Origin of the sequence: Castellaniella defragrans (genome assembly GCF_014203015.1) — a bacterium.
In the GTDB taxonomy this organism is placed as follows: Bacteria; Pseudomonadota; Gammaproteobacteria; order Burkholderiales; family Burkholderiaceae_B; genus Castellaniella; species Castellaniella defragrans.
Genome location: NZ_JACHIB010000002.1, coordinates 168,343 through 187,956, shown reverse-complemented (window position 1 = coordinate 187,956; position 19,614 = coordinate 168,343). Strand labels below are relative to the sequence as shown.

Annotated in this window: 20 protein-coding genes; 7 read left to right on the top strand and 13 right to left on the bottom strand. The window is 70.0% G+C overall.

What is annotated here, in order from left to right:
• The first annotated feature begins 2 nt into the window (after positions 1-2).
• The 6 genes from HNR28_RS02090 to HNR28_RS02065 all read left to right on the top strand — a co-directional run bounded on the left by HNR28_RS02090 (position 3) and on the right by HNR28_RS02065 (position 7,902).
• Positions 3-1,151, top strand: coding sequence for a flagellar basal body P-ring protein FlgI (locus tag HNR28_RS02090; protein WP_043683139.1), 1,149 nt, complete (start codon positions 3-5; stop codon positions 1,149-1,151).
• A gap of 8 nt (positions 1,152-1,159) precedes the next feature.
• Positions 1,160-2,134: a flagellar assembly peptidoglycan hydrolase FlgJ gene (flgJ, locus tag HNR28_RS02085; protein ID WP_151024982.1), complete on the top strand. Its 975-nt coding sequence runs from the start codon at positions 1,160-1,162 to the stop codon at positions 2,132-2,134.
• Between the two features lie 131 nt (positions 2,135-2,265).
• Positions 2,266-3,939, top strand: a complete 1,674-nt coding sequence (gene flgK, locus HNR28_RS02080) for a flagellar hook-associated protein FlgK (protein ID WP_043683133.1) — start codon at positions 2,266-2,268, stop codon at positions 3,937-3,939.
• Between the two features lie 25 nt (positions 3,940-3,964).
• Positions 3,965-5,194 (top strand): flagellar hook-associated protein FlgL, encoded by a 1,230-nt coding sequence (gene flgL / locus HNR28_RS02075; RefSeq protein ID WP_151024983.1) that lies wholly within the window; start codon positions 3,965-3,967, stop codon positions 5,192-5,194.
• Between the two features lie 183 nt (positions 5,195-5,377).
• Positions 5,378-7,165, top strand: a complete 1,788-nt coding sequence (locus HNR28_RS18645) for a methyl-accepting chemotaxis protein (protein ID WP_184142480.1) — start codon at positions 5,378-5,380, stop codon at positions 7,163-7,165.
• Positions 7,166-7,167: 2 nt separating this feature from the next.
• On the top strand, positions 7,168-7,902 hold the full coding sequence (locus HNR28_RS02065; RefSeq protein WP_184142478.1) for a hypothetical protein: 735 nt from the start codon (positions 7,168-7,170) through the stop codon (positions 7,900-7,902).
• A gap of 5 nt (positions 7,903-7,907) precedes the next feature.
• Here HNR28_RS02065 and fliR read toward each other — a convergent pair whose 3' ends face one another.
• The 13 genes from fliR to fliF form a co-directional block, all read right to left on the bottom strand.
• Positions 7,908-8,693 carry a flagellar biosynthetic protein FliR gene (gene fliR, locus HNR28_RS02060; protein ID WP_043683125.1) on the bottom strand — a complete coding sequence of 262 codons (786 nt, stop codon included), beginning with the start codon at positions 8,691-8,693 and terminating at the stop codon, positions 7,908-7,910.
• Between the two features lie 19 nt (positions 8,694-8,712).
• The gene (gene fliQ, locus HNR28_RS02055; protein WP_043683122.1) at positions 8,713-8,982 is read right to left on the bottom strand and encodes a flagellar biosynthesis protein FliQ; all 270 of its coding nucleotides are present in this window, start codon (positions 8,980-8,982) and stop codon (positions 8,713-8,715) included.
• 10 nt (positions 8,983-8,992) lie between these two features.
• Complete coding sequence (fliP, locus tag HNR28_RS02050) at positions 8,993-9,766, bottom strand: flagellar type III secretion system pore protein FliP (RefSeq protein WP_043683119.1); 774 nt, start codon at positions 9,764-9,766, stop codon at positions 8,993-8,995.
• Complete coding sequence (gene fliO, locus HNR28_RS02045) at positions 9,766-10,086, bottom strand: flagellar biosynthetic protein FliO (RefSeq protein WP_043683117.1); 321 nt, start codon at positions 10,084-10,086, stop codon at positions 9,766-9,768. The genes fliP and fliO overlap by 1 nt, the downstream gene beginning before the upstream one ends.
• A 6-nt stretch (positions 10,087-10,092) precedes the next feature.
• Entirely contained in the window at positions 10,093-10,620 is a 528-nt protein-coding gene (gene fliN, locus HNR28_RS02040; protein ID WP_043683115.1) for a flagellar motor switch protein FliN, read from the bottom strand.
• Positions 10,617-11,633, bottom strand: a complete 1,017-nt coding sequence (gene fliM, locus HNR28_RS02035) for a flagellar motor switch protein FliM (protein ID WP_043683111.1) — start codon at positions 11,631-11,633, stop codon at positions 10,617-10,619. The genes fliN and fliM overlap by 4 nt, the downstream gene beginning before the upstream one ends.
• Positions 11,633-12,106, bottom strand: a complete 474-nt coding sequence (locus HNR28_RS02030; RefSeq protein ID WP_043683109.1) for a flagellar basal body-associated FliL family protein — start codon at positions 12,104-12,106, stop codon at positions 11,633-11,635. Before HNR28_RS02030 ends, fliM begins: the two co-directional genes overlap by 1 nt.
• Positions 12,107-12,188: 82 nt before the next feature.
• The gene (locus HNR28_RS02025) at positions 12,189-13,565 is read right to left on the bottom strand and encodes a flagellar hook-length control protein FliK (RefSeq protein WP_052355810.1); all 1,377 of its coding nucleotides are present in this window, start codon (positions 13,563-13,565) and stop codon (positions 12,189-12,191) included.
• Positions 13,566-13,578: 13 nt separating this feature from the next.
• Positions 13,579-14,028 carry a flagellar export protein FliJ gene (gene fliJ, locus HNR28_RS02020; protein ID WP_043683106.1) on the bottom strand — a complete coding sequence of 150 codons (450 nt, stop codon included), beginning with the start codon at positions 14,026-14,028 and terminating at the stop codon, positions 13,579-13,581.
• Entirely contained in the window at positions 14,025-15,488 is a 1,464-nt protein-coding gene (fliI, locus tag HNR28_RS02015; protein WP_052355809.1) for a flagellar protein export ATPase FliI, read from the bottom strand. The genes fliJ and fliI overlap by 4 nt, the downstream gene beginning before the upstream one ends.
• Positions 15,485-16,258 (bottom strand): flagellar assembly protein FliH, encoded by a 774-nt coding sequence (gene fliH / locus HNR28_RS02010; RefSeq protein ID WP_043683103.1) that lies wholly within the window; start codon positions 16,256-16,258, stop codon positions 15,485-15,487. Before fliH ends, fliI begins: the two co-directional genes overlap by 4 nt.
• Positions 16,251-17,252, bottom strand: a complete 1,002-nt coding sequence (gene fliG / locus HNR28_RS02005) for a flagellar motor switch protein FliG (protein WP_043683101.1) — start codon at positions 17,250-17,252, stop codon at positions 16,251-16,253. The genes fliH and fliG overlap by 8 nt, the downstream gene beginning before the upstream one ends.
• Positions 17,239-18,945, bottom strand: a complete 1,707-nt coding sequence (gene fliF / locus HNR28_RS02000) for a flagellar basal-body MS-ring/collar protein FliF (RefSeq protein ID WP_184142476.1) — start codon at positions 18,943-18,945, stop codon at positions 17,239-17,241. Before fliF ends, fliG begins: the two co-directional genes overlap by 14 nt.
• A 332-nt stretch (positions 18,946-19,277) precedes the next feature.
• On the opposite strand from fliF, the gene fliE reads away from it, so the two are divergent.
• Positions 19,278-19,610, top strand: a complete 333-nt coding sequence (gene fliE / locus HNR28_RS01995; RefSeq protein ID WP_148304951.1) for a flagellar hook-basal body complex protein FliE — start codon at positions 19,278-19,280, stop codon at positions 19,608-19,610.
• Positions 19,611-19,614: the final 4 nt, after the last annotated feature.

Genomic DNA, 19,614 nt, shown 5'->3' with positions numbered 1-19,614 from the left:
TCATGGCCGCATCGCTGATTCCGCTTTCCTTCCTTTCGCGCCGCCTGGCCGCCGGCGCCCTGGCCCTGTGCCTGGGGGCGCTGGCGCTCCCGGGCGCCGTGCAGGCCGCCGAGCGCATCAAGGATCTGGCGTCGTTCACCGGAGTGCGCGAAAACCAGCTGATCGGCTACGGCCTGGTGGTCGGCCTGGACGGCAGCGGCGACCAGGTGCGCCAGACGCCCTTCACCCAGCAGAGCCTGACCAACATGCTGTCCCAGCTGGGCGTGACCGTGCCCCAGGGCACCAACATGCAGGTGAAGAACGTCGCCGCAGTCATGGTGACCGCGCGCCTGCCCGCCTTCGCCCAGCCGGGCCAGAGCCTGGACGTGGTGGTGTCGTCCATGGGCAACGCCAAGAGCCTGCGCGGCGGCACGCTGCTGATGACGCCGCTCAAGGGCGCCAACGGCCAGGTCTACGCCCTGGCCCAGGGCAATCTGCTGGTCGGCGGTGCCGGCGCGTCCCAGGGCGGCGCCAGCGTGCAGGTCAATCAATTGAACGGCGGCACCATCCCGGACGGCGCCATCGTCGAGCGCGGCGTGCCCACGACCTACGCCCAGAACGGCATGGTGCGCCTGGAGCTGAACAGCAGCGATTTCGGCATCGCCCAGAACGTCGTGGCGGCGCTCAACCGCAAGTTCGGCGCGCAGACGGCGACCGCCCTGAACGGCCGCACCATCGAACTGCGCGCGCCCGCCGATCCCAAGGCCCAGCTCGCCTTCCTGTCCCAGGTGGAAAACCTCCAGGTCGGCCTGCCGCCCGCCCGCGCCCGGGTGGTCGTCAACGCCCGCACCGGCTCGGTGGTGATGAACCGCACCGTCACCATCGACGAGGCCGCCATCGCCTACGGCAACCTGTCGGTCACCATCAGCCCGCAGCAGCAGGTCAGCCAGCCGACCACGCCCTTCGGCGGCGGCGAGACCGTGGTGACGCAGAACACCCAGATCGAAATGCGCAGCGAGGGCGGCGCCATCCAGCGCGTCACCACCAGCGCCAACCTGGCCGACGTGGTGCGGGCGCTCAACGCCCTGGGCGCCACGCCGCAGGACCTGCTGTCCATCCTGCAGAACCTGAAGAGCGCCGGCGCCCTGCGCGCCGACCTGGAAGTGATCTGAGGCCGGCCATGGGATTCGTTTCGCACATGCCGCTGCCCGGTTCCGACGCCACGCCGTCGGCGCTGGACTTCAGCGGCCTGAATGCCCTGAAGCAGAGCGTGCGGGCCGGGGGGGATGCCGCGCAGGACCCGCAGCGCGAGGTCGCGCGCCAGTTCGAGGCGATCTTCATCCAGATGATGCTCAAGCAGGCGCGCCAGCAGTCGGCGCAGATGCCGTCCCTGTTCGACTCCGAGGCGACGCGCATGGCCCAGAGCCTGGGCGACGAGCAGGCCGCGCTGGCCATGGCCGACCCCGGCCTGGGCCTGGCCGACGCGCTGATGGCGCAGATGCGGGGCGGGGTGCTGAAGTCGTCGGCCGGTGCCTCGGGCGATCCGCCCGAGGCGGCCCGCTCGCGCCTGCCGGGCCTGCAGTCGCGCATCGGCGAGGGCCGGCGCGAGATGGCCGATTCCATCGAAGGCCTGATCGACCGCCTGGCGCGGCGCGGCGCGGGCGACCGGATCGGCGGCGCCATTCAGGGCGCGCCGGAACACATCCGCGCCTTCGTGGACCGCATGGCCGGCGCCGCGGAACTGGCGTCCCGGCGCAGCGGCGTGCCGGCCAGGCTGATCCTCAGCCAGGCGGCGCTGGAATCGGGCTGGGGCGAGCGCGAGATCCTGCGCCCCGACGGCCGCAGCAGCCACAACCTGTTCGGCATCAAGGCCGGCGGCGGCTGGCGCGGCGAAGTGGTCCACGTGACGACCACCGAATATGACGAGGACGGCGTGGCGCGCCGCCTGTCGCAGCCTTTCCGGGCCTACGGCTCCTATGCCGAGTCCTTCCAGGACTATGCCGAACTGATCGGCGGCAGCGAGCGCTACGGCAAGGTCGCCACCGCCCCTTCCGCGGAGGCCGCCGCCCGGCGCATCCAGGAAGCCGGCTACGCCACCGACCCGGGCTATGCCGACAAGCTGATTTCCATCATGGGGTATTTCAACGCCCGCTGAGGGCGCGGCCCCCGCGCGCCGGACCTAAGCGCGCCGGACCTAAATTTCCGTGCGCGCCTGCCGTTATCATCAGGGAAGAATTCCGGTGCACGCCCCTCCGGCGCGCACCGCAACCGATAGGATTGCAGCATATGAATCTGGAGAATCTCGGCAAGGCGGGCCTCCTGGTCGCGCAAAACCGTCTGCAGACGGCCGGGCACAACATCAACAACGCCGCGACCGCCGGCTACAGCCGCCAGACCGTCCTGTCGGAGACGGCGGGCGCCATGTCGACTTCCGCCGGCTGGATCGGCCGGGGCGTGCAGGCCGTCAGCGTGCAGCGTTCCTACGACAATTTCCTGCAGAACCAGCTCGCCACTTCGCTGATGCGCGGCGCCGCCCTCAAGGCCTATGGCGACCAGATCAGCCAGATCAACAATCTGGTGGCCGACCGCACGGTGGGCATTTCCCCGGCCATCCAGAAATTCTTCGACAGCCTGGACGCGGTGGCCTCGGCTCCCGCCGACGTGGCCGCCCGCCAGGAGCTCATCGGCCAGGCCAACAGCCTGGCGGCCCAGCTGCGGGATGCCAATGCCTTCATCGACAATCAGCGGATCAACGTCAATACCCAGATCGACACCACCGTCAGCCAGATCAACAGCTACCTGGACCGCATCCAGGACCTGAACCGCCAGATCACCACGGCCAAGGCCACCAATCCGAGCCAGCCGCCCAACGACCTGCTCGATCAACGCGACCAGCTCGTGTCCGAACTGGGCCAGCTCATCGACATCAAGACCTACGTGCAGGAAGACCGGGTCAACATCACCGTCGGCAATGGCCAGACGGTGCTGGGGGGGGATTCCGTCTTCCATCTCGAAACGCATCCTTCCAAGGCCGACCCGTCGCGCACCGCCGTCAGCTTCACCGTCCCGGGCCCGGGCGGCACGACCATCCCCGTCGAGATGAGCGATACGCTGATCACCGGCGGCAAGCTGGGCGGCCTGCTGACCTTCCGTACCGACGTCCTCGACTCGACCCAGAACGACCTGGGGCGCATCGCCCTGGGGATCTCGGTCGCCATCAACGAGCAGCATGCCCAGGGCTACGACCTGTCCGGCACCCTGGGCGGCGATTTCTTCACCGTGGGCACGCCCAAGGTCATCGGCAACGAGAACAACAGCGCGGCGGCGGGCACGCCGGCCGCCACCTACGTGCCCGGGGATCTGTCCAAGATCACCAACCAGGACTACCGGATCCAGTTCGACGGCACGAACTACACGATCACGCGGGTGCCCGAAGGCACGGCCGTGACGCCCACGGCGGCGGGCACGACCCTGAGCTTCGACGGCCTGGAAATCGACACGGCGGGCATGACCCCGGCGGCGGGTGACAGCTGGCTGATCCAGCCCACGCGCAACGCGGCGGCCGCCATGACGGTGGCGATCACCGATCCCGACAAGGTCGCCGCGGCCGGGGAGGCTTCCCCGGGCGTGGGCGCCGGCACCGCCAACGGCGACAACGCCCTCGAACTGGCCGCCCTGCGTTCCAAGAAAGTCCTGGCCAATGGCTCCATGGGCCTGAACGAAGGCTATTCCAAACTGGTCAACAACGTGGCGGTCAAGACGCAGGCCAATACCACGGCCCAGAAAGCCCAGGAATCCTTGATCTCCCAGAATTTTTCGGCGCAGCAGGCCGTGTCCGGCGTCAATCTGGACGAAGAATACATCAATCTGCAGCAGTTCCAGGAACAGTACCGCGCCGCCGCACGCCTGATCGACACGGCCTCGACCCTGTTCGACACCCTGCTCGCCCTGCGCAGCTAAGCCGCGCCCGTTTCAGGAATCCATCATGCGCATCAGTTCCAGCCTCGTTTTCCAGACCGGCCTGAAGACCATCAACACCCAGCAGGCCGACCTGCTGCACCTCTACCAGCAGATCGGCACGGGCCAGAAGATGGTCTCCCCGGCCGACGATCCCCTGGGCGCCTCGCAGGCGATCAATATTTCCCAGTCCCAGGCCCAGAACGCGCGCTACGCCGACAACCGCGCGGTCGCTAGCCAGGGCCTGGGCGCGGAGGAAGACGCGCTCAATTCGCTGACGCTGCTGCTGCAGGACGTGCGCACCCGGCTGGTCGAGGCCTCGAACGGCACGCTGTCGGACTCCGACCGCGCGACCCTGTCCAATGTGCTGAAGAATGCGCGCGATTCCTTGATGGGCATCGCCAATACCACGGACGGCAGCGGCCAATATCTGTTTTCCGGTTCCAGGGGTGACACGCCCGCCTACGACGCCAGCGGGAACTACAGCGGCGATACGCTGCAGCGCCTGATCCAGGCCGACCAGACGCGCCGGATCGCCGGCGGCGACGTGGGTTCGGACGTCTTCCAGCGTGCCCAGCCGGGCACGCGCGCCTATGCGTCCTACGCGGATGCGGGCAACACCGGCACGGCCGTGCTGGGGCAGCCGGCGGTGACGGACAACACGCAGGGCAACGCCTCGGCGAATTACAGCTTCAGCGTCAACTTCACCAGCCCGACGACCTATGAGGTCGTCGTGACCGACGTGACGGGCGCGACCACGCCGGTATCTCCTCTGAACTTCACTCTCGCATCCGGGGCCACCACGCTCGACCTGGGCTACGGCACCACCGTGCAGATCTCCGGCTCGCCGGCCGCGGGCGACCAGTTCGACGTCAAGCCGCTGCAGCACGAGGACGTCAATCTGTTCAAGTCCTTCGATGACGCGATCGCCGCCCTGAACACGCCTTCCTCGGGCGACGGCCAGGCCACGGCGGCGCTGCGCAACGTGCTGAACACCACCATGCAGCGGGTCGCCACCAGCTACGACAACGTGCTGACGGTGCGCGCTTCCGTGGGCGCGCGCATGAACGAACTGACCGCCCTGGACAGCAGCGGTTCCCAGCGCAACCTGGGCTATGCCCGGGCGCTGTCCAACATCGAGGACCTGGACTATTATGAGGCCTCCACGCAGCTCAGCCTGCGCAAGATGGCACTGGAAGGCGCGGGCCTCGCGTTCCAGACCATCCAGGGCCTGAGCCTGTTCAACCGCAATCAGTGATCCGGCCGCGGGCATCGCGGCAGGTGGCAATTTCCGGGATGGCCTTGGCTGTCCCGGTCTGTTTCCGCCCCTGGACCAGTGGCGGAGCAATACCGACGAATGGGGCCTACAAGGCCCTATTTTCTTTGGAAGCATCCCGGCGCCGACATGGCATGCTGGGAACCTGATAGAGGTAGAGGAGACATGAGAAAAATCACCCTGACTTTGTCCCTGCGCGCCCGGCTGACGCTGGTCGTGGCGCTGCTGTCCCTGCTGACGTTCGCGGCGGTGGGCAGCGCCTGGTTCGTCCAGCGGGAAAGCCAGCGCACGGTGGGCCAGTTGTCGGCCATCGGGGTCCAGGCGAATTCCGACGTCAAGAACGCCTACATCTACGCCCAGCAGGCGGCCACCCAGGTCGACGGCGCGCTGGGCATCACCAACGAAAAGCAGCGCCTCTGGGAACTGGGCCAGGCCGACCAGCTGCTGAAGCGCTCGCGCGACGGCATGGCGTCCCTGCAGGCCTCGGGCGCCCTGGCGGGCTCCGATGGGGAGAACCTGCTGCACATGCTGGACGCGTCCTTCAAGGACTACTGGGCCCAGGTCGAGCAGCTGCGCGACTTCGCGGCCAAGCAGGACGCCAAGGGCTTCGAGGCCCTGAAGCGCGGCCGCCTGCGCGGCGCGGCGCGCGGCATGGATCGCGTGTTCGGCCAGTTCGACAAATTCATCCAGGACCGCAGCTCGGCCTCGCGCGCCGAACTGGCGCAGCTGTTCCATTGGGCCAATACCGGCCTGCTGGCGCTGCTGGTGGTGGCCGTGGTGCTGGCCCTGCTCGCCTACCGGACCCTGATCCGCACGGTGCTGCGGCCGCTGCAGGCCGTGGGCCGCCATCTGCAGCGCATCGCCGGCGGCGACCTGCGCGTGGCCATCGTGCCGCGCTCCAGCGACGAGATCGGCGCCCTGCTGCGCGACCTGAAGACGATGCGCGACAGCCTGGAGGCCATGATCTCCGGCGTGCGGGGCCGGATGGGGCAGATGGCCGACGGCGCCCAGCGCATCGCGGCGGGCAACCTGGACCTGAGCAGCCGCACGGACGAGCAGGCGGCGGCCCTGCAGCAGACGGCGGCCAGCATGGAGCAGCTGGCCAGCACGGTCAAGCAGAACGCCGACAACGCCCAGCAGGCCAACCAGCTGGCGCATACCGCCTCCCAGGTGGCCTCGCGCGGCGGCGAGGTGGTGGGCGAGGTCGTCGCCACCATGGAAGGCATTTCGGGCAGCTCGCAGAAGATCGCCGACATCGTGGGGGTGATCGACAGCATCGCCTTCCAGACCAACATCCTGGCGCTGAACGCCGCGGTCGAGGCCGCGCGCGCCGGCGAGCAGGGCCGCGGCTTCGCCGTGGTGGCCGGGGAAGTGCGCGCGCTGGCCCAGCGTTCGGCGGCCGCCGCCAAGGAAATCAAGGGGCTGATCGAGGATTCCGTCAGCCGCGTCGGCGCCGGTTCGGCGCAGGTCCAGCGGGCCGGCGCGACCATGCGGGAAATCGTCGAGGCGGTCACCCGCGTGTCGGACATCATGAGCGAGATCACCGCCGCCACCATCGAGCAGTCCTCGGGCATCGACCAGATCAATCTGGCGGTCGCGCAGATGGATTCCGTGACCCAGCAGAACGCCCTGCTGGTGCAGCAGGCGGCGGAATCGGCCGGATCGCTGGAATCCCTGGCCGCCGAAGTCAACCAGGCGCTGGCGGTGTTCCAGGTGGGCGACGCCGCCGCCGACGATCACGGGATGCCGCCGTCCGCCGCCGCGCCGATCGCCGCCGTGCCGCCCGCCGCCGCACTGCCGGCCGAATCGGCCGCCGGGCACGAACCGGCCCCGGCCCCGGCCTCCGCCCGGCGCGAGCGGCCGGCCCCCGCCGCCGCGCCGCGGCTGCCGGCCGCACGCAAGTCCGCACCCGCCCGCCAGCCGGCGCGCGAGGAAGAATGGGAGGAATTCTGAGCATGGGATCTTTTTTCGCGCGCCGCGCGCCCGGGCGGGTTTCGGGCGGGGCCAGCGCGGCCGGGCGGCTGCGCCGGGCCGCGCTGGCGGTCTCGGTCGCGCTGCTGTCGGCATGCGCATCCACGGACGTCCTGAATACGTCGGGGCTGGACCGCATCGTGGAGGGCCGCACCACGATGGAGCAGGCTTCCGACTCCCTCGGCGCGCGGCCGGTGGACGTCTGGCGGCAGGGCGACACCACGCTGGCCCGCTGGGCTTTCAAGGGCTCCCTCGCCACCGATGCCGTCTACATCCGCCAGGAGGCCTGGCTGCGCTTCGGCCCGGACGGCACGTTCCAGCGCATGGAAAACGCCATCAACCTGCCCCTGAACCGGCGCCCCAGGACGGCGGCGCAGGCCGACCAGGAGGCGCGGGCCGAACGCCAGCAGGCCGGACGCGAGCAGGCCGCGCGCCCGGCGGCGGCCGCTCCGCTGCCCGTCCAGGCCGCCACGGCGCCGGCGGGAGAGACCGCGGGCGCCGCGGCGGTGCCGCTCGCCGTGCCGGCCGCCGACGCCATCCAGCCCGCGTCCCTGACCATTCCGCCGCCCGCCGCGCCGGCGGCCCGGACCTCCGGCAAATCGGCCAGGGCCCGCGCCGGCCAGGCGGGCGCGCCCAAGGCGGGCGGCGCCAATCCGCTGCTGCCGGCCGGCACCCGGGTCATCCCCGGCGTCACCTATCCGGTGCGCAAGGATCGCTGACGCGATTACATGCCGGCCAGGCTGCGCGCGATGCGCGCCATGGCCTGGTAGCCGCCCTCGAACAGGCTGGCCAGGAAATCGCCGCTCTGGGGCACCACGATGGCCAGCGTGATCAGGCCCGTGGTGAGCGAGATCGGAAAGCCGATGGCGAACACCGAGAGCTGCTGCGCCGTGCGGTTCAGGATCCCCATGGCCAGGTTGATCGTCAGCAGCACGATCACCAGCGGCAGCGCCAGCAGGGTGCCCGAGACCCAGAGCTGGGCGCTCCAGTCCAGCAGCGCGCCCCAGCCGTCGGTCATCAGCGGCGCGCCCACGGGCAGCAGGTCGAAGGTGCGCACCAGGCCGTCGAGCATCAGCAGGTGGCCGTTGACCGCCAGGAACACCAGCATCGCCACGACGTTCATCAGCCGCGACAGCACCGCCGTGTTGGCGCCGGTGGCCGGGTCGAAGAACGAGGCGAAGGCCAGGCCCATCTTCAGGCCGACGAATTCCCCCGCCATCATGACGGCGGTGAAGACCAGCCGCATGCTCAGGCCCAGCGCCATGCCGATCAGCACCTGCTGGGCGGCGATCAGCAGGCCGCTCCAGGAGGCCGGCGCGATCTGCGGCATCGGGCCGGCCAGGGGCGCGGCGATCAGGGTGAGGGCGATGGACAGGCCGATCTTCACCCGCATGGGGATGGACGATTCCCCCAGCACGGGCGCCAGCGCCACCAGCCCCGCGATGCGGAACAGCGGCCACAGCAGGCCGTTGATCCAGTCGTAGAGCTGGCCGATCTGGAAGGAAATCATGGCCCTGTGGGAACGGGCCCTAGGCGGCCAGGCCCGGGATGGAGTCGAGCAGGGTGCGGATGTAGTCCACCATGGTGCCGATCAGCCAGGGCCCGAGCAGCACCAGGGTGGCGCCCACGGCCAGCACCTTGGGAATGAACGACAGCGTCATTTCATTGATCTGCGTGGCCGCCTGAAAGATGCTGATGATCAGGCCCACGGCCAGGGTGATCAGCAGCAGCGGCCCCGCCATGATCAGGGCCACCCGCAGCGCCTGGTAGGTCATGGACATGACGGTTTCGGGAGTCATGCCGGGCCTCCTATTGGTAGAAGCTGCGGGCCAGCGAGCCCAGCAGCAGGTGCCAGCCGTCGGCCAGCACGAACAGCATCAGCTTGAAGGGCAGCGAGATCGTCACCGGCGGCACCATCATCATCCCCAGCGCCATCAGCAGGCTGGCGACCACCAGGTCGATGATGAGGAAGGGGATGAAGATCGTGAAGCCGATCTGGAAGGCCGTCTTGAGCTCGCTGGTCACGAAGGCGGGCACCAGCACGCGCAGGGGGACGGCATTCTGGTCTTCCAGCGGGCCGACGCCGGCCATCTCGGCGAACATCGCCAGGTCCGCTTCGCGGGTCTGGCGCAGCATGAAGGTCTTGAGCGGCTGGCTGCCCCGGCCGAGCGCCTGCTCGAAGGTGATCTCGTCGCGCGCCAGCGGCTGGTAGGCCTGGGCGTAGATCTGGTCGAAGACGGGCGACATCGTGAAGAAGGTCAGGAACAGCGCCAGGCCCACCAGGACCGCGTTGGGCGGCGAGACCCCCGTGCCCAGGGCGTTGCGCAGCAGGCCCAGCACGATGATGATGCGGGTGAAGCCCGTCATCATCAGCAGCGCCGCCGGCAGGAACGACAGCATGGTCAGCATGACCAGCGTCTGCACGCTCAGCGACCAGGTTTCCGCGCCGTTGGGGCCGGGCGTGGCGGTCAGGGCGGGCAGGGTGGCCTGCGCCAGGGCGCCGGCGGGCCAGGACAGGATCAGCGCCAGGCCGGCCAGCAGCCAGGGCGCCGGTCGCGCGGCGTGCGGGGCGGGGCGGCGCATCAGGAGCCCGACAGGGTCTTGCCGAGCGTGTCGGCGAAGTCCCCGGACGCGGCGTCCCCCGCCCGGGAGGCGTCCGGCAGGGTATGCAGCAGGGTGATCTGCTGGGCGGTCACGCCCAGCACCAGGCGGGCGTCCTCGACCTGGACCAGGGCGACCGAACTGCGCGCCCCCAGGCTGAGCGTGCCGAGCACGCGCAGGCGCGCCGTCTGTGCGCGGCCCGGCAGCCAGCCGCCGCGGCGGGCCACCCAGGCGAGCATCAGCAGCAGGCCCAGGATGAACAGCAGGGCGAGGACGACGCGCAGGATCTGGTCCTGGTCCATGGCGGATCAGCGGCGGTTGTTCAGCCGCGCGATACGGTCCGAGGGCGTGATGATGTCGGTGACGCGGATGCCGTATTTCTCGTCCACGACCACGACCTCGCCCTGGGCGATCAGGTAGCCGTTGACGTAGATGTCCATGGGCTCGCCGGCCAGGCCGTCGAGTTCCACCACCGAGCCCTGGCCCAGTTGCAGGATGTTCTTGATCGTCAGGCGCGTGCGGCCCAGTTCCACCGACAGCTGGACCGGGATGTCCATGATCATGTCGATGTCGCTGTCGCCCTCGGCGGCCTGGCTGGACAGCGGCTGGAACACCTGGGCGGCGGCGGACTGGGCCGGCGCCTGCGTCGCGGCGGTCTGTTCGGCCAGGGCGGCGGCCCAGTCGTCTTCCGCGCCCAGGCCGCTGGCCTGGGTGGGCTGGTCGTGCGCGGACTGCTGCTCGGCCATGGCGGCGGCCCAGTCGTCTTCCACGGAGCCACCGGAGGCCTGGCCCGTCAGGTTCGGGTCCTGGGTGTCGTCGTCTTTGATGTCGCTCATTTTTTCGTGCGGGCTAGCAGTTTGTCGGAGTCGTCGGGCGAGGCGAGCACCTTGTGCACGCGCAGGGCGTAGCGGCCGTTGAAGGTCCCGTAGCCGCATTCCAGCACCGGCACGCCGCCCACCCGGGCCGTGACGGAGGGCCGGATGTCCACCGGCAGCACGTCGCCCACGGCCAGGTGCAGCAGCTCGGCGATGGAGGTGTCGATCCGGGCGAATTCCACCGACAGCTCGACCTCGGCGCTGCGCACCTCGCGCGAGAGCTGCTGGGTCCAGCGCTGGTCGATCGCGTCGGCGGCGTTCTGCTGCAGCGGGCGCGACAGCAGGTCGCGGATCGGCTCGAGCATGGAATAGGGCAGGCAGATGTTGAGCTTGCCGCCGGAGGCGCCGAGTTCGATGTTGAACGAGGCCACCACCACGATGTCGTTGCCCGTGCTGATGCTGGCGAACTTGGTGTGCATTTCCGAGCGGATGTATTCCAGCTCCAGCGGGTAGACGGATTCCCAGGACTCGCGGTAGCAGTCCAGCGTCAGGCCCATCAGCCGGCGGATGATGCGCTGCTCGGTGTTGGTGAAGTCGCGCCCTTCGATGCGGGTGTTGTAGCGCCCGTGGCCGCCGAACAGGCTGTCGATGACGAGGAAGACCAGGTTCGGGTCGTAGGTGAACAGGCCCGTGCCGCGCAGCGGCTTCATGGCCACCATGTTCAGGTTGCTGGGCACGGGCAGGTTGCGCTCGAAATCCGAGTATTTCTGGATCTTGATCGCGTTGACGGTGATGTCGGCGTTGCGCCGCATGAAGCCGAAGAACATCGAACGCAGGCGGCGGGCGAAGCGCTCGTTGATCAGCTCCAGGGTCTGCATCCGGTGCCGCACGACGCGGTCCGGCGAGCCCAGGTCGTAGGGGCGGACCCCGTCCTGGGACTCGGCCGCGGCCTGCTGGCCCGAGGACTCCTCGCCGGTGACGCCTGCGAGCAGGGCATCGACTTCGTCCTGGGAGAGCATGCTCTGGTAGACCATTACTGCACCACGAAGGCTGTGAAGAGGACGTCGGCGATCTGCGGACTGGGCAGCTGCGCCGCGAACGGATGGGTCAGCGCGGCCTTGAGGGCGTCGACCAGCGCCTGGCGGCCTTCCGGCTTCTGGATGAGGGGCAGCTGCTGCGCCGAGAGCACCTTGAGGATGCGGTCGCGGACTTCGGGCATGTAGTCCGTGATCTGCTTGCGCGAGGCTTCGTCGCCCAGGCGCAGGGTGATCGCGGTGTAGAGGATGCGGTTGCGGGTTTCGCCGTACAGCGTGACCGTGAAGGGATCGAGTTCTGCGAAGATCGGTGCCGGGACCACCACGGGCGCCGCCGGAGCCGGCTGCTCGGTCGCCGAGGCGGCCGCCGGCACGCTGGGTGTGCCGTCTCTACTCGTGAACCACATCGTTGCGCCGACCGAGGCGCCGATGACGATGATGAGCAGGAGGATGAATTTGAGTAGCCTGAGCATGGTTCCGGGTTAATGCGTCACGATGACGGAAGGGCAAAATGAAGCATTGTAATGCGGGTCCTGCCCGGGGGAGCGAAAGAGTTCACGCAAAGGTATCCACCAGCGCATCCGGACGGGCGGCGGACCGGGGGGCCGACGCTGCGGCCGGCAGGGAGGCCGTTTCGGCGCTCTGGCCGTCCAGGCTGAAGACGGCCGTGCCGTTGCGGGCCGAAGGCGCCTGGCCCTGGCCTTGGGCCTGCTGGCCGGGCTGCTGGTCGCCGACGTCGGCCTGGCCCAGCGACAGGCCGGCCTGGGCCAGCTGCTGCTCCAGGTGGGGGAGCGCATTTTCCAGGGCCTGGCGCACGTTGGCGTGCGGCGAGACGAAGGACGCCTGGGCGATGGATTCGCCCACGTGCAGAGTGATGTGGATCGGCCCGAGTTCCGGTGGATTGACGTGCATCTGCACGGTGTGGCCCGCGCCGGTGAGGTTCTGGGCCAGCTGCAGGACCTGCCGGCTGAAATCCTGCGGCCATTGCGGGCTGGACAGCGGGGTGGACACGGCGACGGGCGCCGCGGCCGGGTTCGCCGCCGGCGCCGCGGCGGGCAGCAGGGCGGCGCTGGTGGGCGCGGCGGCCGAGGCCAGGGCGGCGGCGTTCGGCGCGGCGGCCTGGGACGTGTCCGGGCCGGCGTCGGGCCGGACGGAGACGGAGGATTCCACAACCCGGGTTCCGGCAGCCTGCGCCGCGAGCGCCTGGCCCGCGGACTGGGGCTGGTGCGCGGATTGCGCGTGGGCCTGGGTCTGGGCCTGGGCCTGGGCCGCAGCGGCGGTACGGGCGCGGCCGGGCCCCTGGGCCGCCGGCGCCGCCGTATCCGCCTGCAGGGGCGTCCGGCTGGCGGCGGCCGCGGCATGGGAGACCGCGGTGTCGGTGCGCGCAGCCTGGTTGCGGCCGTCCGTGCCGGCTTCGGCCGGATGCGCGGCCGAAGCCGTGCGCGCGTCCGGATCCGGAGCGAGGACGCGCACGTCGCTGCGGGCGTCGCCGTGTGCGGCGAGGGGCGCCGCCGTCCGGCCCGCGGCGGCGTCGGCCGGCAGGCGGGCCGCGCGCGGGCTGGCGGCGGCATCCGGCCGGTCCGTCTGGAGCGGGCGGTTTTCGGCGGCGGCCTGCGTCATCAGGGGCAGGGCGGCGCTGTCCAGGATCAGCGACAGGGTCTCGTCCGGGCCGAGGGGTTCGCGCCGCTCGGCGGCGTCCGCGTCGGCCCGGCCGCGGGCGCCATTGACCCGGCCGCCTGCGCCGTCGGTCCGGCCATCGGCCTTGTCGGGCCGGCGGGATTCCGTCGCGCGGCCGGCGGCGCCGTCCCGTTGCTGCGACAGCACGTTCGAGAAGGCCGGGGCGTCCGTTGGGGCGGCGGCGTCCGCTCCGCGCGCGGCGGCGTCTGCGGGCGCCGGGCTGGAGCTGGTGACAGGGAGGACGGGCATGTTCATGGCGTGTGCGGATTCAATGCGGCTGTCGGGTGCGCCGGTACAGGCCGGCCGAGATCTCGTCGCTGGCGCGCTGTTCGCGGCGCTGCTCGCGATACTGCCACTGACGGACCTGGCGCGCCTTGAGGGTTTCGTAGGAGTTCAGGCGGCGCTTTTCGTCGTGCCACTGCTTGCGTCCGGCCTCGATGCGCACGTCGATCTGGGCGATGATCGTATTTTGCTGGGAAATGGCCTCGTCCAATGTGGCAATAAACTGCCTAAAGTTGTGGTAATTCGAGGCCGATACGCCCTGCTCGGTGGTGTTCTGCAGGCGCCGCGTGTAGTCGGCGCGGTAGTCGTCCAGGGTGTTCAGCTGGCCCTGCGCCTCGCGGCGCCGGGCGCTGAGTTCGGACAGGGCGCGTCCGGCCTCGTCGAGCTTTTCCTGGGCCAGGTCGATCAGCACGTCCAGCGGTGTTTCAGGACTCATGGGCTTTCTCCCAGCACGCCGGCCAGCGCGGCCACCGCGGTGGGATAGTCCACCCGCACGTCGATGCCCTGCTGCAGGTAGCCTTCGAGCCAGGGGTGGCGCTCGATGGCTTGGTCGATTTCGGGGTCGTTTCCCGCAGTATAGGCGCCGACGGCGATCAGGTCGCGGTTGCGCTGGTACCGGGACATCATGCGCTTGAACCGGTGCACGTGGCGGAACTGGCTGTCGGGCACGATGGCGGACATGACCCGCGAGATCGAGGCCTCGATGTCGATGGCCGGGTAGTGGCCGGATTCGGCCAGGCTGCGCGACAGCACGATGTGGCCGTCCAGGATGGCGCGCGCCGAGTCGGCGATCGGGTCCTGCTGGTCGTCGCCTTCGGTCAGCACGGTGTAGAAGGCGGTGATGGAACCGGCCGGCCGCTCGCCCTGGGGCGCGCCGTTGCCCGCGCGCTCCACGAGGGTCGGCAGCTTGGCGAACACGGACGGGGGGTAGCCCTTGGTGGCGGGCGGCTCGCCGATGGCCAGGGCGATCTCGCGCTGGGCCATGGCGTAGCGCGTGAGCGAATCCATGATGAGCAGCACGTGCTTGCCCTGGTCGCGGAAGAATTCCGCCAGCCGGGTGGCGTAGACCGCGCCCTGCAGGCGCAGCAGGGGCGAGACGTCGGCCGGGGCGGCCACCACCACGGAGCGGGCCAGGCCGTCGGCCCCCAGGTTCAGCTCGATGAATTCCTTGACTTCGCGGCCGCGTTCGCCGATCAGCCCGACCACGATCACGTCGGCCTGGGTGTAGCGGGCCATCATGCCCAGCAGCACGCTCTTGCCCACGCCGGAGCCGGCGAACAGGCCCATGCGCTGGCCCCGGCCGACGGTCAGCAGGCCGTTGATGGCGCGCACCCCCACGTCCAGCACGGTGTCCACGGGCGCGCGGGTGAGGGGGTTGATCTGCAGGGCCGTCAGCGGCGCCATCTCCAGGTCCGCGGGCAGGGGCTTGCCGTCCAGCGGCCGGCCGGCGCCGTCCAGCACGCGCCCCAGCAGGGCGTTGCCGACCGGCAGGTGGCGCACCTGGTCGGTGACGATGGCGGCGGCTTCGGCCCCGGCCTGGTCGGCGGGGTCTTCAGGCAGCGGGACCGGGTCCAGCCACAGGGTTTCGGCGGGCACGATGCGGGCGCCCGGGGGCAGGCCGGTGATGTCGCTCTGCGGCATCAGGTAGAGGGTGTCGGCGTGGAAGCCCACGACCTCGGCGTCGGCCCAGCGGTCCTGGTCGGGCGAGATCTGGACCTTGCAGGCGGCGCCGACCGGCAGCTGCAGGCCGGTGGCCTCGAGCACCAGGCCGGTGGCGCGGGTCACGCGCCCCTGCCGGCTGGTCGGCTGGCGCGCCGAGACCCGCTGCTCGCAGGCGGCCAGCTGCGCCCGCCAGCGCGCGCCGGGAGAGTGCGCCGCGGACCCGTCCGGCGTCATGGCGGCCCGTCCGGCTGGCCCAGCGCGGCGATGATGCGCTGCCAGCGGGTTTCCAGCGTGGCGTCCACGGACCCCAGGGCGGTTTCCGCGACGCAGCCGCCGCGCGTGATGCTTTCGTCGGCGCTCAGGCGGTAGCGGGCGGGGTCGGGCGTCTGCTGCAGGAAGGCGTGCACCAGTTCGAGGTCGTCGGGATGCAGGCGCAGCCGCAGCGTGGCGCTTTGCTCGGGGCGGGCCTGCATGACCTCGCGCACCAGGTCCAGGATGTGGTTGGGATAGTCGCGGATATGGGTGCGCAGCACCTGCTCGGCGATGCGCACGGCCAGCTGGATGACGGACTGGCCGACTTCCTGCTCGATGTGCCAGAGCGCGCCGGCGCAGGCCCCGGCCAGGCCGTCCAGCCGGGCGGCCTGCTCGCGGGCCAGGGCGGCGCCTTCTTCCAGCCCCTGGGCGCGGCCCTGGGCGTGGCCTTCGGCCAGGCCCCGTTCCAGCCCCTGGGCATGGCCTTCGGCCAGCCCTTGTTCCAGGCCCAGGGCGTAGCCTTCGCGGCGGCCCTGCTCGAAGCCCTCGGCGCGGCCCTGGGCCAGGCCTTCCGCGCGCGCCTCGGCGAGCGCCTGGGTGCGGCGCCGCTGGAGCTCGGCCTGCTGGCGCGGGTCGCGGTCGCTCGCACGGCGCCCGATGGGCTGCTTGAGCGCGTCCAGGGATTCCATTTCCCAGCGCTGCCAGCGGGCCCGCGTCGCCAGGTCGATGACCGGCCGGGGTTTGTCAGACATACTCGTCGTTGCCCATCGACAGGTTGATCTGGCCGGCGTCGGCGAGCTTGCGCGCCACCATCAGGATCGCCTTCTGCTCGGTTTCGACGCGCGACATGCGCACCGGACCCTGGGCGTCCAGGTCGTCGCGCAGGATCTCGGCCGCGCGGTTGGACATGTTCTTGAAGAACTTGGCGCAGAGTTCCTCGCTGGCGCCCTTCAGGGCGATGGTCAGCGAGGCGGTGTCGATTTCCTTCAGGATGAGCTGGATGGCGGCGTCCTCGACGTCGACCAGGTTGTCGAACACGAACATCTCGTCGATGATGCGCTGCGCCAGGTCGGCGTCGATCTCGCGCAGGCTGCTGACCACGGCTTCTTCTTCGGCCGTGTTCATGAAGTTCAGGATTTCGGCGGCGGTGCGCACCCCGCCCATCTTCGAGCGCTTGGCGCCCTGGCCGGACAGGACCTCGTTGAGCACCTCGGTCAGTTCGTGCAGCGCGGACGGCTGCACCCCGCCGAAGGTGGCGATGCGCATCATCACGTCGTTGCGCACGCGCTCGTTGAGCAGCGCCAGGATGGCCGAGGCGCGATCGCGTTCCAGGTGGACCAGGATGGTGGCGATGATCTGCGGGTGCTCGTCGGCGATCAGTTCGGCGACGTTGGCCGGCTCCAGCCAGTTCAGCGCGTCGATGCCCGAGCCCGTGCCTTCGCCGGCCTCCAGGATGTCCTCGATCAGGCCGGCGGCGCGGTCGGTGCCCAGCGCCTTGGTCAGGACGGAGCGGATGTAGTCGTCCGAGCCCAGGGTCACGGCCATGAACTGGTCGGCCTCGCGGCGGAAGTCCTCCAGGACCTGGTCGACGTCGGCCCGCGTGACCTGCTTGAGGTTGGCCATGGCCGAGCCGATCTGCTGCACCTCGCGCGAGGACAGGTACTTGAAGACTTCGGCGGCCGCGTCCTCGCCGAGGGACATCATCAGGATGGCGCAGCGGGTCAGGTCAGTGTCAGGATTTGGCATTCTTGGGGTCCATCCATGAACGCAGCACCATGGCGACGGCACGCGGATCGCGTTCGGCCAGCTGGCGGGCGGTGTCCAGGTTTTCCTCGTAGCGGTTCATTTCCGAGGCGCGCAGTTCGTCCTGGCGGCGCTGTTCGCGCAGGGTTTCCAGGTGGGCCTCGTTCTTGACGCGCTCGACCTGGGCGTTGGCGAAGCCCTGGACGATGGGCCGCACGATCGAGCGCCAGAGGAAGAACAGGACGGCCAGGACCAGGAGCACCTTCAGGATTTGCAGGGCGAGGCCGCGGTATTCCGGGTTCTCCCAGGGCTTGAATTGGGGTTCGGTGTTGGTGAAGGCGCTGTTGACCACGCTGAGGGTGTCGCCGCGGTCGGCCGAATAGCCCATGGCCTGCTTGACCAGCGCGTTGATGTCGTCCATTTCGGACGATTCCAGCGGGGCCGGTTCGCCGTTCTTGTTGCGGTAGTTGACCACCACGGCCACGGACAGGCGCTGCAGCGTGCCCAGCTCGTGCTTGACGTGGCTGATGGTGCGGTCGACCTCGTAGTTGACGGTGGCGTCGTTGCGCAGGGAGCCCTGGCGGGGGGCGGCGCCGGAGGCGACGGGCGTGCCGTTGATCGCGGTGGGGCCGCCGGCGGGCTGGGCCGCGGCGCCCTGCTGGGCGCCTGGCGCGCCAGTCTGGCCCTGCGCGCCCTGGGCCGGCGGGGTGGCCGGCGCCGTTTGGATCGCGGCCGTGGCGTTGGTCGGCGGTTCGTTCGACAGGGCGCCGGGGACGCCGGCGGGGGGCTGCATGCCGTTCTGCGCCGAGTCGCTGGTCTGCTTGCTGCGGATGGCGGCCGTGCCGGGCGTCTCGTTGGGGCGGTAGACCTCGGAGGTCTGCTCGCGCTGGGAGAAGTCCACGGCGGCGCTGACCTGGGCGCGCACGTTGCCCGGCCCGACGATGGGGTTGAGCAGGGTCAGGATGCGCTGGGCCGTGCGCTGTTCGATGTCGTTGATGAAGTTGCGCCGGGTGCCGTCCATGGCGGCTTCGCCGCCCGGCGAGGACATCAGGCGGCCGTCCTGGTCGACGATGGAGACCGATTCGGCATTGAGCTTGGGCACGCTGGAGGACACCAGCCAGGCGATCGCCGAGACCTGGGATTCGCTCAGGGTGCGCGACGGATAGAGCGTCAGCAGCACAGAGGCGGTGGGGGTTTCGCGCTCGCGCACGAACAGGGACTGGCGCGGGATGGCGAGGTGCACCCGGGCGGATTTGACCGGCTGCAGGGCCTCGATGGAGCGGGCGAGTTCGCCTTCGAGGGCGCGCTGGTAGGTGATCTGCTCAGAGAACTGGCTGGCGCCGAATTTCGGTTCGTCCAGCAGCTCGAAGCCCACGCTGCCGCCGCGCGGCAGGCCCTGTTCGGCCAGCTGCAGGCGCAGCGCGTAGACCTGGTCGGCCGGCACCAGGATGGTGGCGCCGTTGTCGGCGAACTTGTAGGGGACGTTGCGCTGGTTGAGGATGGAGACGATGGCGCCGCCGTCGCGTGCTTCCACGTTCGAGAACAGCGCGCGGTATTCCGGTTCGCGCATCCACAGGGCGGCGACGACGAACAGGGCCACGATCGCGGCGCCCAGGCCCAGCAGTACCGGCCGGGGCAGGGCAGCCATCCGCGCCAGGGCGGGGTTGCGGTTCATCCAGTCGGTAATGGGATTCATCGGATGGAAATTGCAGAGGGGGCCGCCAGGGCGCGCCCGGGCCAGAAACCGATGGTCTGGATGATGTGCATGCTGTTACGGCAGAATGATGGGATGTTGGCGGCCATTATGGCGGCGATTGGCGTTCGGGCAAGCCCTGAAAAACCCCGTTTTTGGGGCTTAGTTAGGATGATCCGTCCGGTGCGCGCGCCGGTTCGGGCAAACGGCGGAAGTATCCGTCCTTATCCCCGCTATTGCGGGGCTTGCCGCCGCGCGGCAGGCCGTATAGTACATCGTCGGCCCGACGTGTGATCGATGGCCGGCGTTTCCGTCTTCTTCCCGTTCCGTCCGCCATGATCACTTCCCAGGCTCTTGCCAGCGTCGAAAACCTGCTTGCCCAGATGCGCGCCGTGGCGCGCGAGTCCCAGGGATTGTCGGCGCAGCCGGCCGCCTCCACCGAGGGCGGCGGCTTCGCCGCCGAGCTGGCCCGCTCCCTGGACCGCGTGTCCCAGGCGCAGAATGCCGCCAATACCCAGGCGAAGGCCTTCGAACTGGGCGATCCGGACATTTCCCTGAGCAACGTGATGATCGACCTGCAAAAGGCCGGCCTGGCGTTCCAGGCGACGGTGCAGGTCCGCAACCGCCTGGTGGACGCCTACAAGGAAATCGCCAACATGGCCGTCTGACGAC

What these genes read in the sequence shown, in the direction of transcription:
- fliP (WP_043683119.1), bottom strand. Translation starts at nt 9,766, where the DNA reads ATGCGCCGCCCCGCCCCGCACGCCGCGCGACCGGCGCCCTGGCTGCTG.
- fliO (WP_043683117.1), bottom strand. Translation starts at nt 10,086, where the DNA reads ATGGACCAGGACCAGATCCTGCGCGTCGTCCTCGCCCTGCTGTTCATC.
- flgK (WP_043683133.1), top strand. Translation starts at nt 2,266, where the DNA reads ATGAATCTGGAGAATCTCGGCAAGGCGGGCCTCCTGGTCGCGCAAAAC.
- HNR28_RS02025 (WP_052355810.1), bottom strand. Translation starts at nt 13,565, where the DNA reads ATGAACATGCCCGTCCTCCCTGTCACCAGCTCCAGCCCGGCGCCCGCA.
- fliR (WP_043683125.1), bottom strand. Translation starts at nt 8,693, where the DNA reads ATGATTTCCTTCCAGATCGGCCAGCTCTACGACTGGATCAACGGCCTG.
- HNR28_RS18645 (WP_184142480.1), top strand. Translation starts at nt 5,378, where the DNA reads ATGAGAAAAATCACCCTGACTTTGTCCCTGCGCGCCCGGCTGACGCTG.
- fliM (WP_043683111.1), bottom strand. Translation starts at nt 11,633, where the DNA reads ATGGTCTACCAGAGCATGCTCTCCCAGGACGAAGTCGATGCCCTGCTC.
- HNR28_RS02030 (WP_043683109.1), bottom strand. Translation starts at nt 12,106, where the DNA reads ATGCTCAGGCTACTCAAATTCATCCTCCTGCTCATCATCGTCATCGGC.
- fliH (WP_043683103.1), bottom strand. Translation starts at nt 16,258, where the DNA reads ATGTCTGACAAACCCCGGCCGGTCATCGACCTGGCGACGCGGGCCCGC.
- fliG (WP_043683101.1), bottom strand. Translation starts at nt 17,252, where the DNA reads ATGCCAAATCCTGACACTGACCTGACCCGCTGCGCCATCCTGATGATG.
- fliN (WP_043683115.1), bottom strand. Translation starts at nt 10,620, where the DNA reads ATGAGCGACATCAAAGACGACGACACCCAGGACCCGAACCTGACGGGC.
- flgJ (WP_151024982.1), top strand. Translation starts at nt 1,160, where the DNA reads ATGGGATTCGTTTCGCACATGCCGCTGCCCGGTTCCGACGCCACGCCG.
- HNR28_RS02065 (WP_184142478.1), top strand. Translation starts at nt 7,168, where the DNA reads ATGGGATCTTTTTTCGCGCGCCGCGCGCCCGGGCGGGTTTCGGGCGGG.
- fliI (WP_052355809.1), bottom strand. Translation starts at nt 15,488, where the DNA reads ATGACGCCGGACGGGTCCGCGGCGCACTCTCCCGGCGCGCGCTGGCGG.
- fliE (WP_148304951.1), top strand. Translation starts at nt 19,278, where the DNA reads ATGATCACTTCCCAGGCTCTTGCCAGCGTCGAAAACCTGCTTGCCCAG.
- fliQ (WP_043683122.1), bottom strand. Translation starts at nt 8,982, where the DNA reads ATGACTCCCGAAACCGTCATGTCCATGACCTACCAGGCGCTGCGGGTG.
- flgL (WP_151024983.1), top strand. Translation starts at nt 3,965, where the DNA reads ATGCGCATCAGTTCCAGCCTCGTTTTCCAGACCGGCCTGAAGACCATC.
- fliJ (WP_043683106.1), bottom strand. Translation starts at nt 14,028, where the DNA reads ATGAGTCCTGAAACACCGCTGGACGTGCTGATCGACCTGGCCCAGGAA.
- HNR28_RS02090 (WP_043683139.1), top strand. Translation starts at nt 3, where the DNA reads ATGGCCGCATCGCTGATTCCGCTTTCCTTCCTTTCGCGCCGCCTGGCC.
- fliF (WP_184142476.1), bottom strand. Translation starts at nt 18,945, where the DNA reads ATGAATCCCATTACCGACTGGATGAACCGCAACCCCGCCCTGGCGCGG.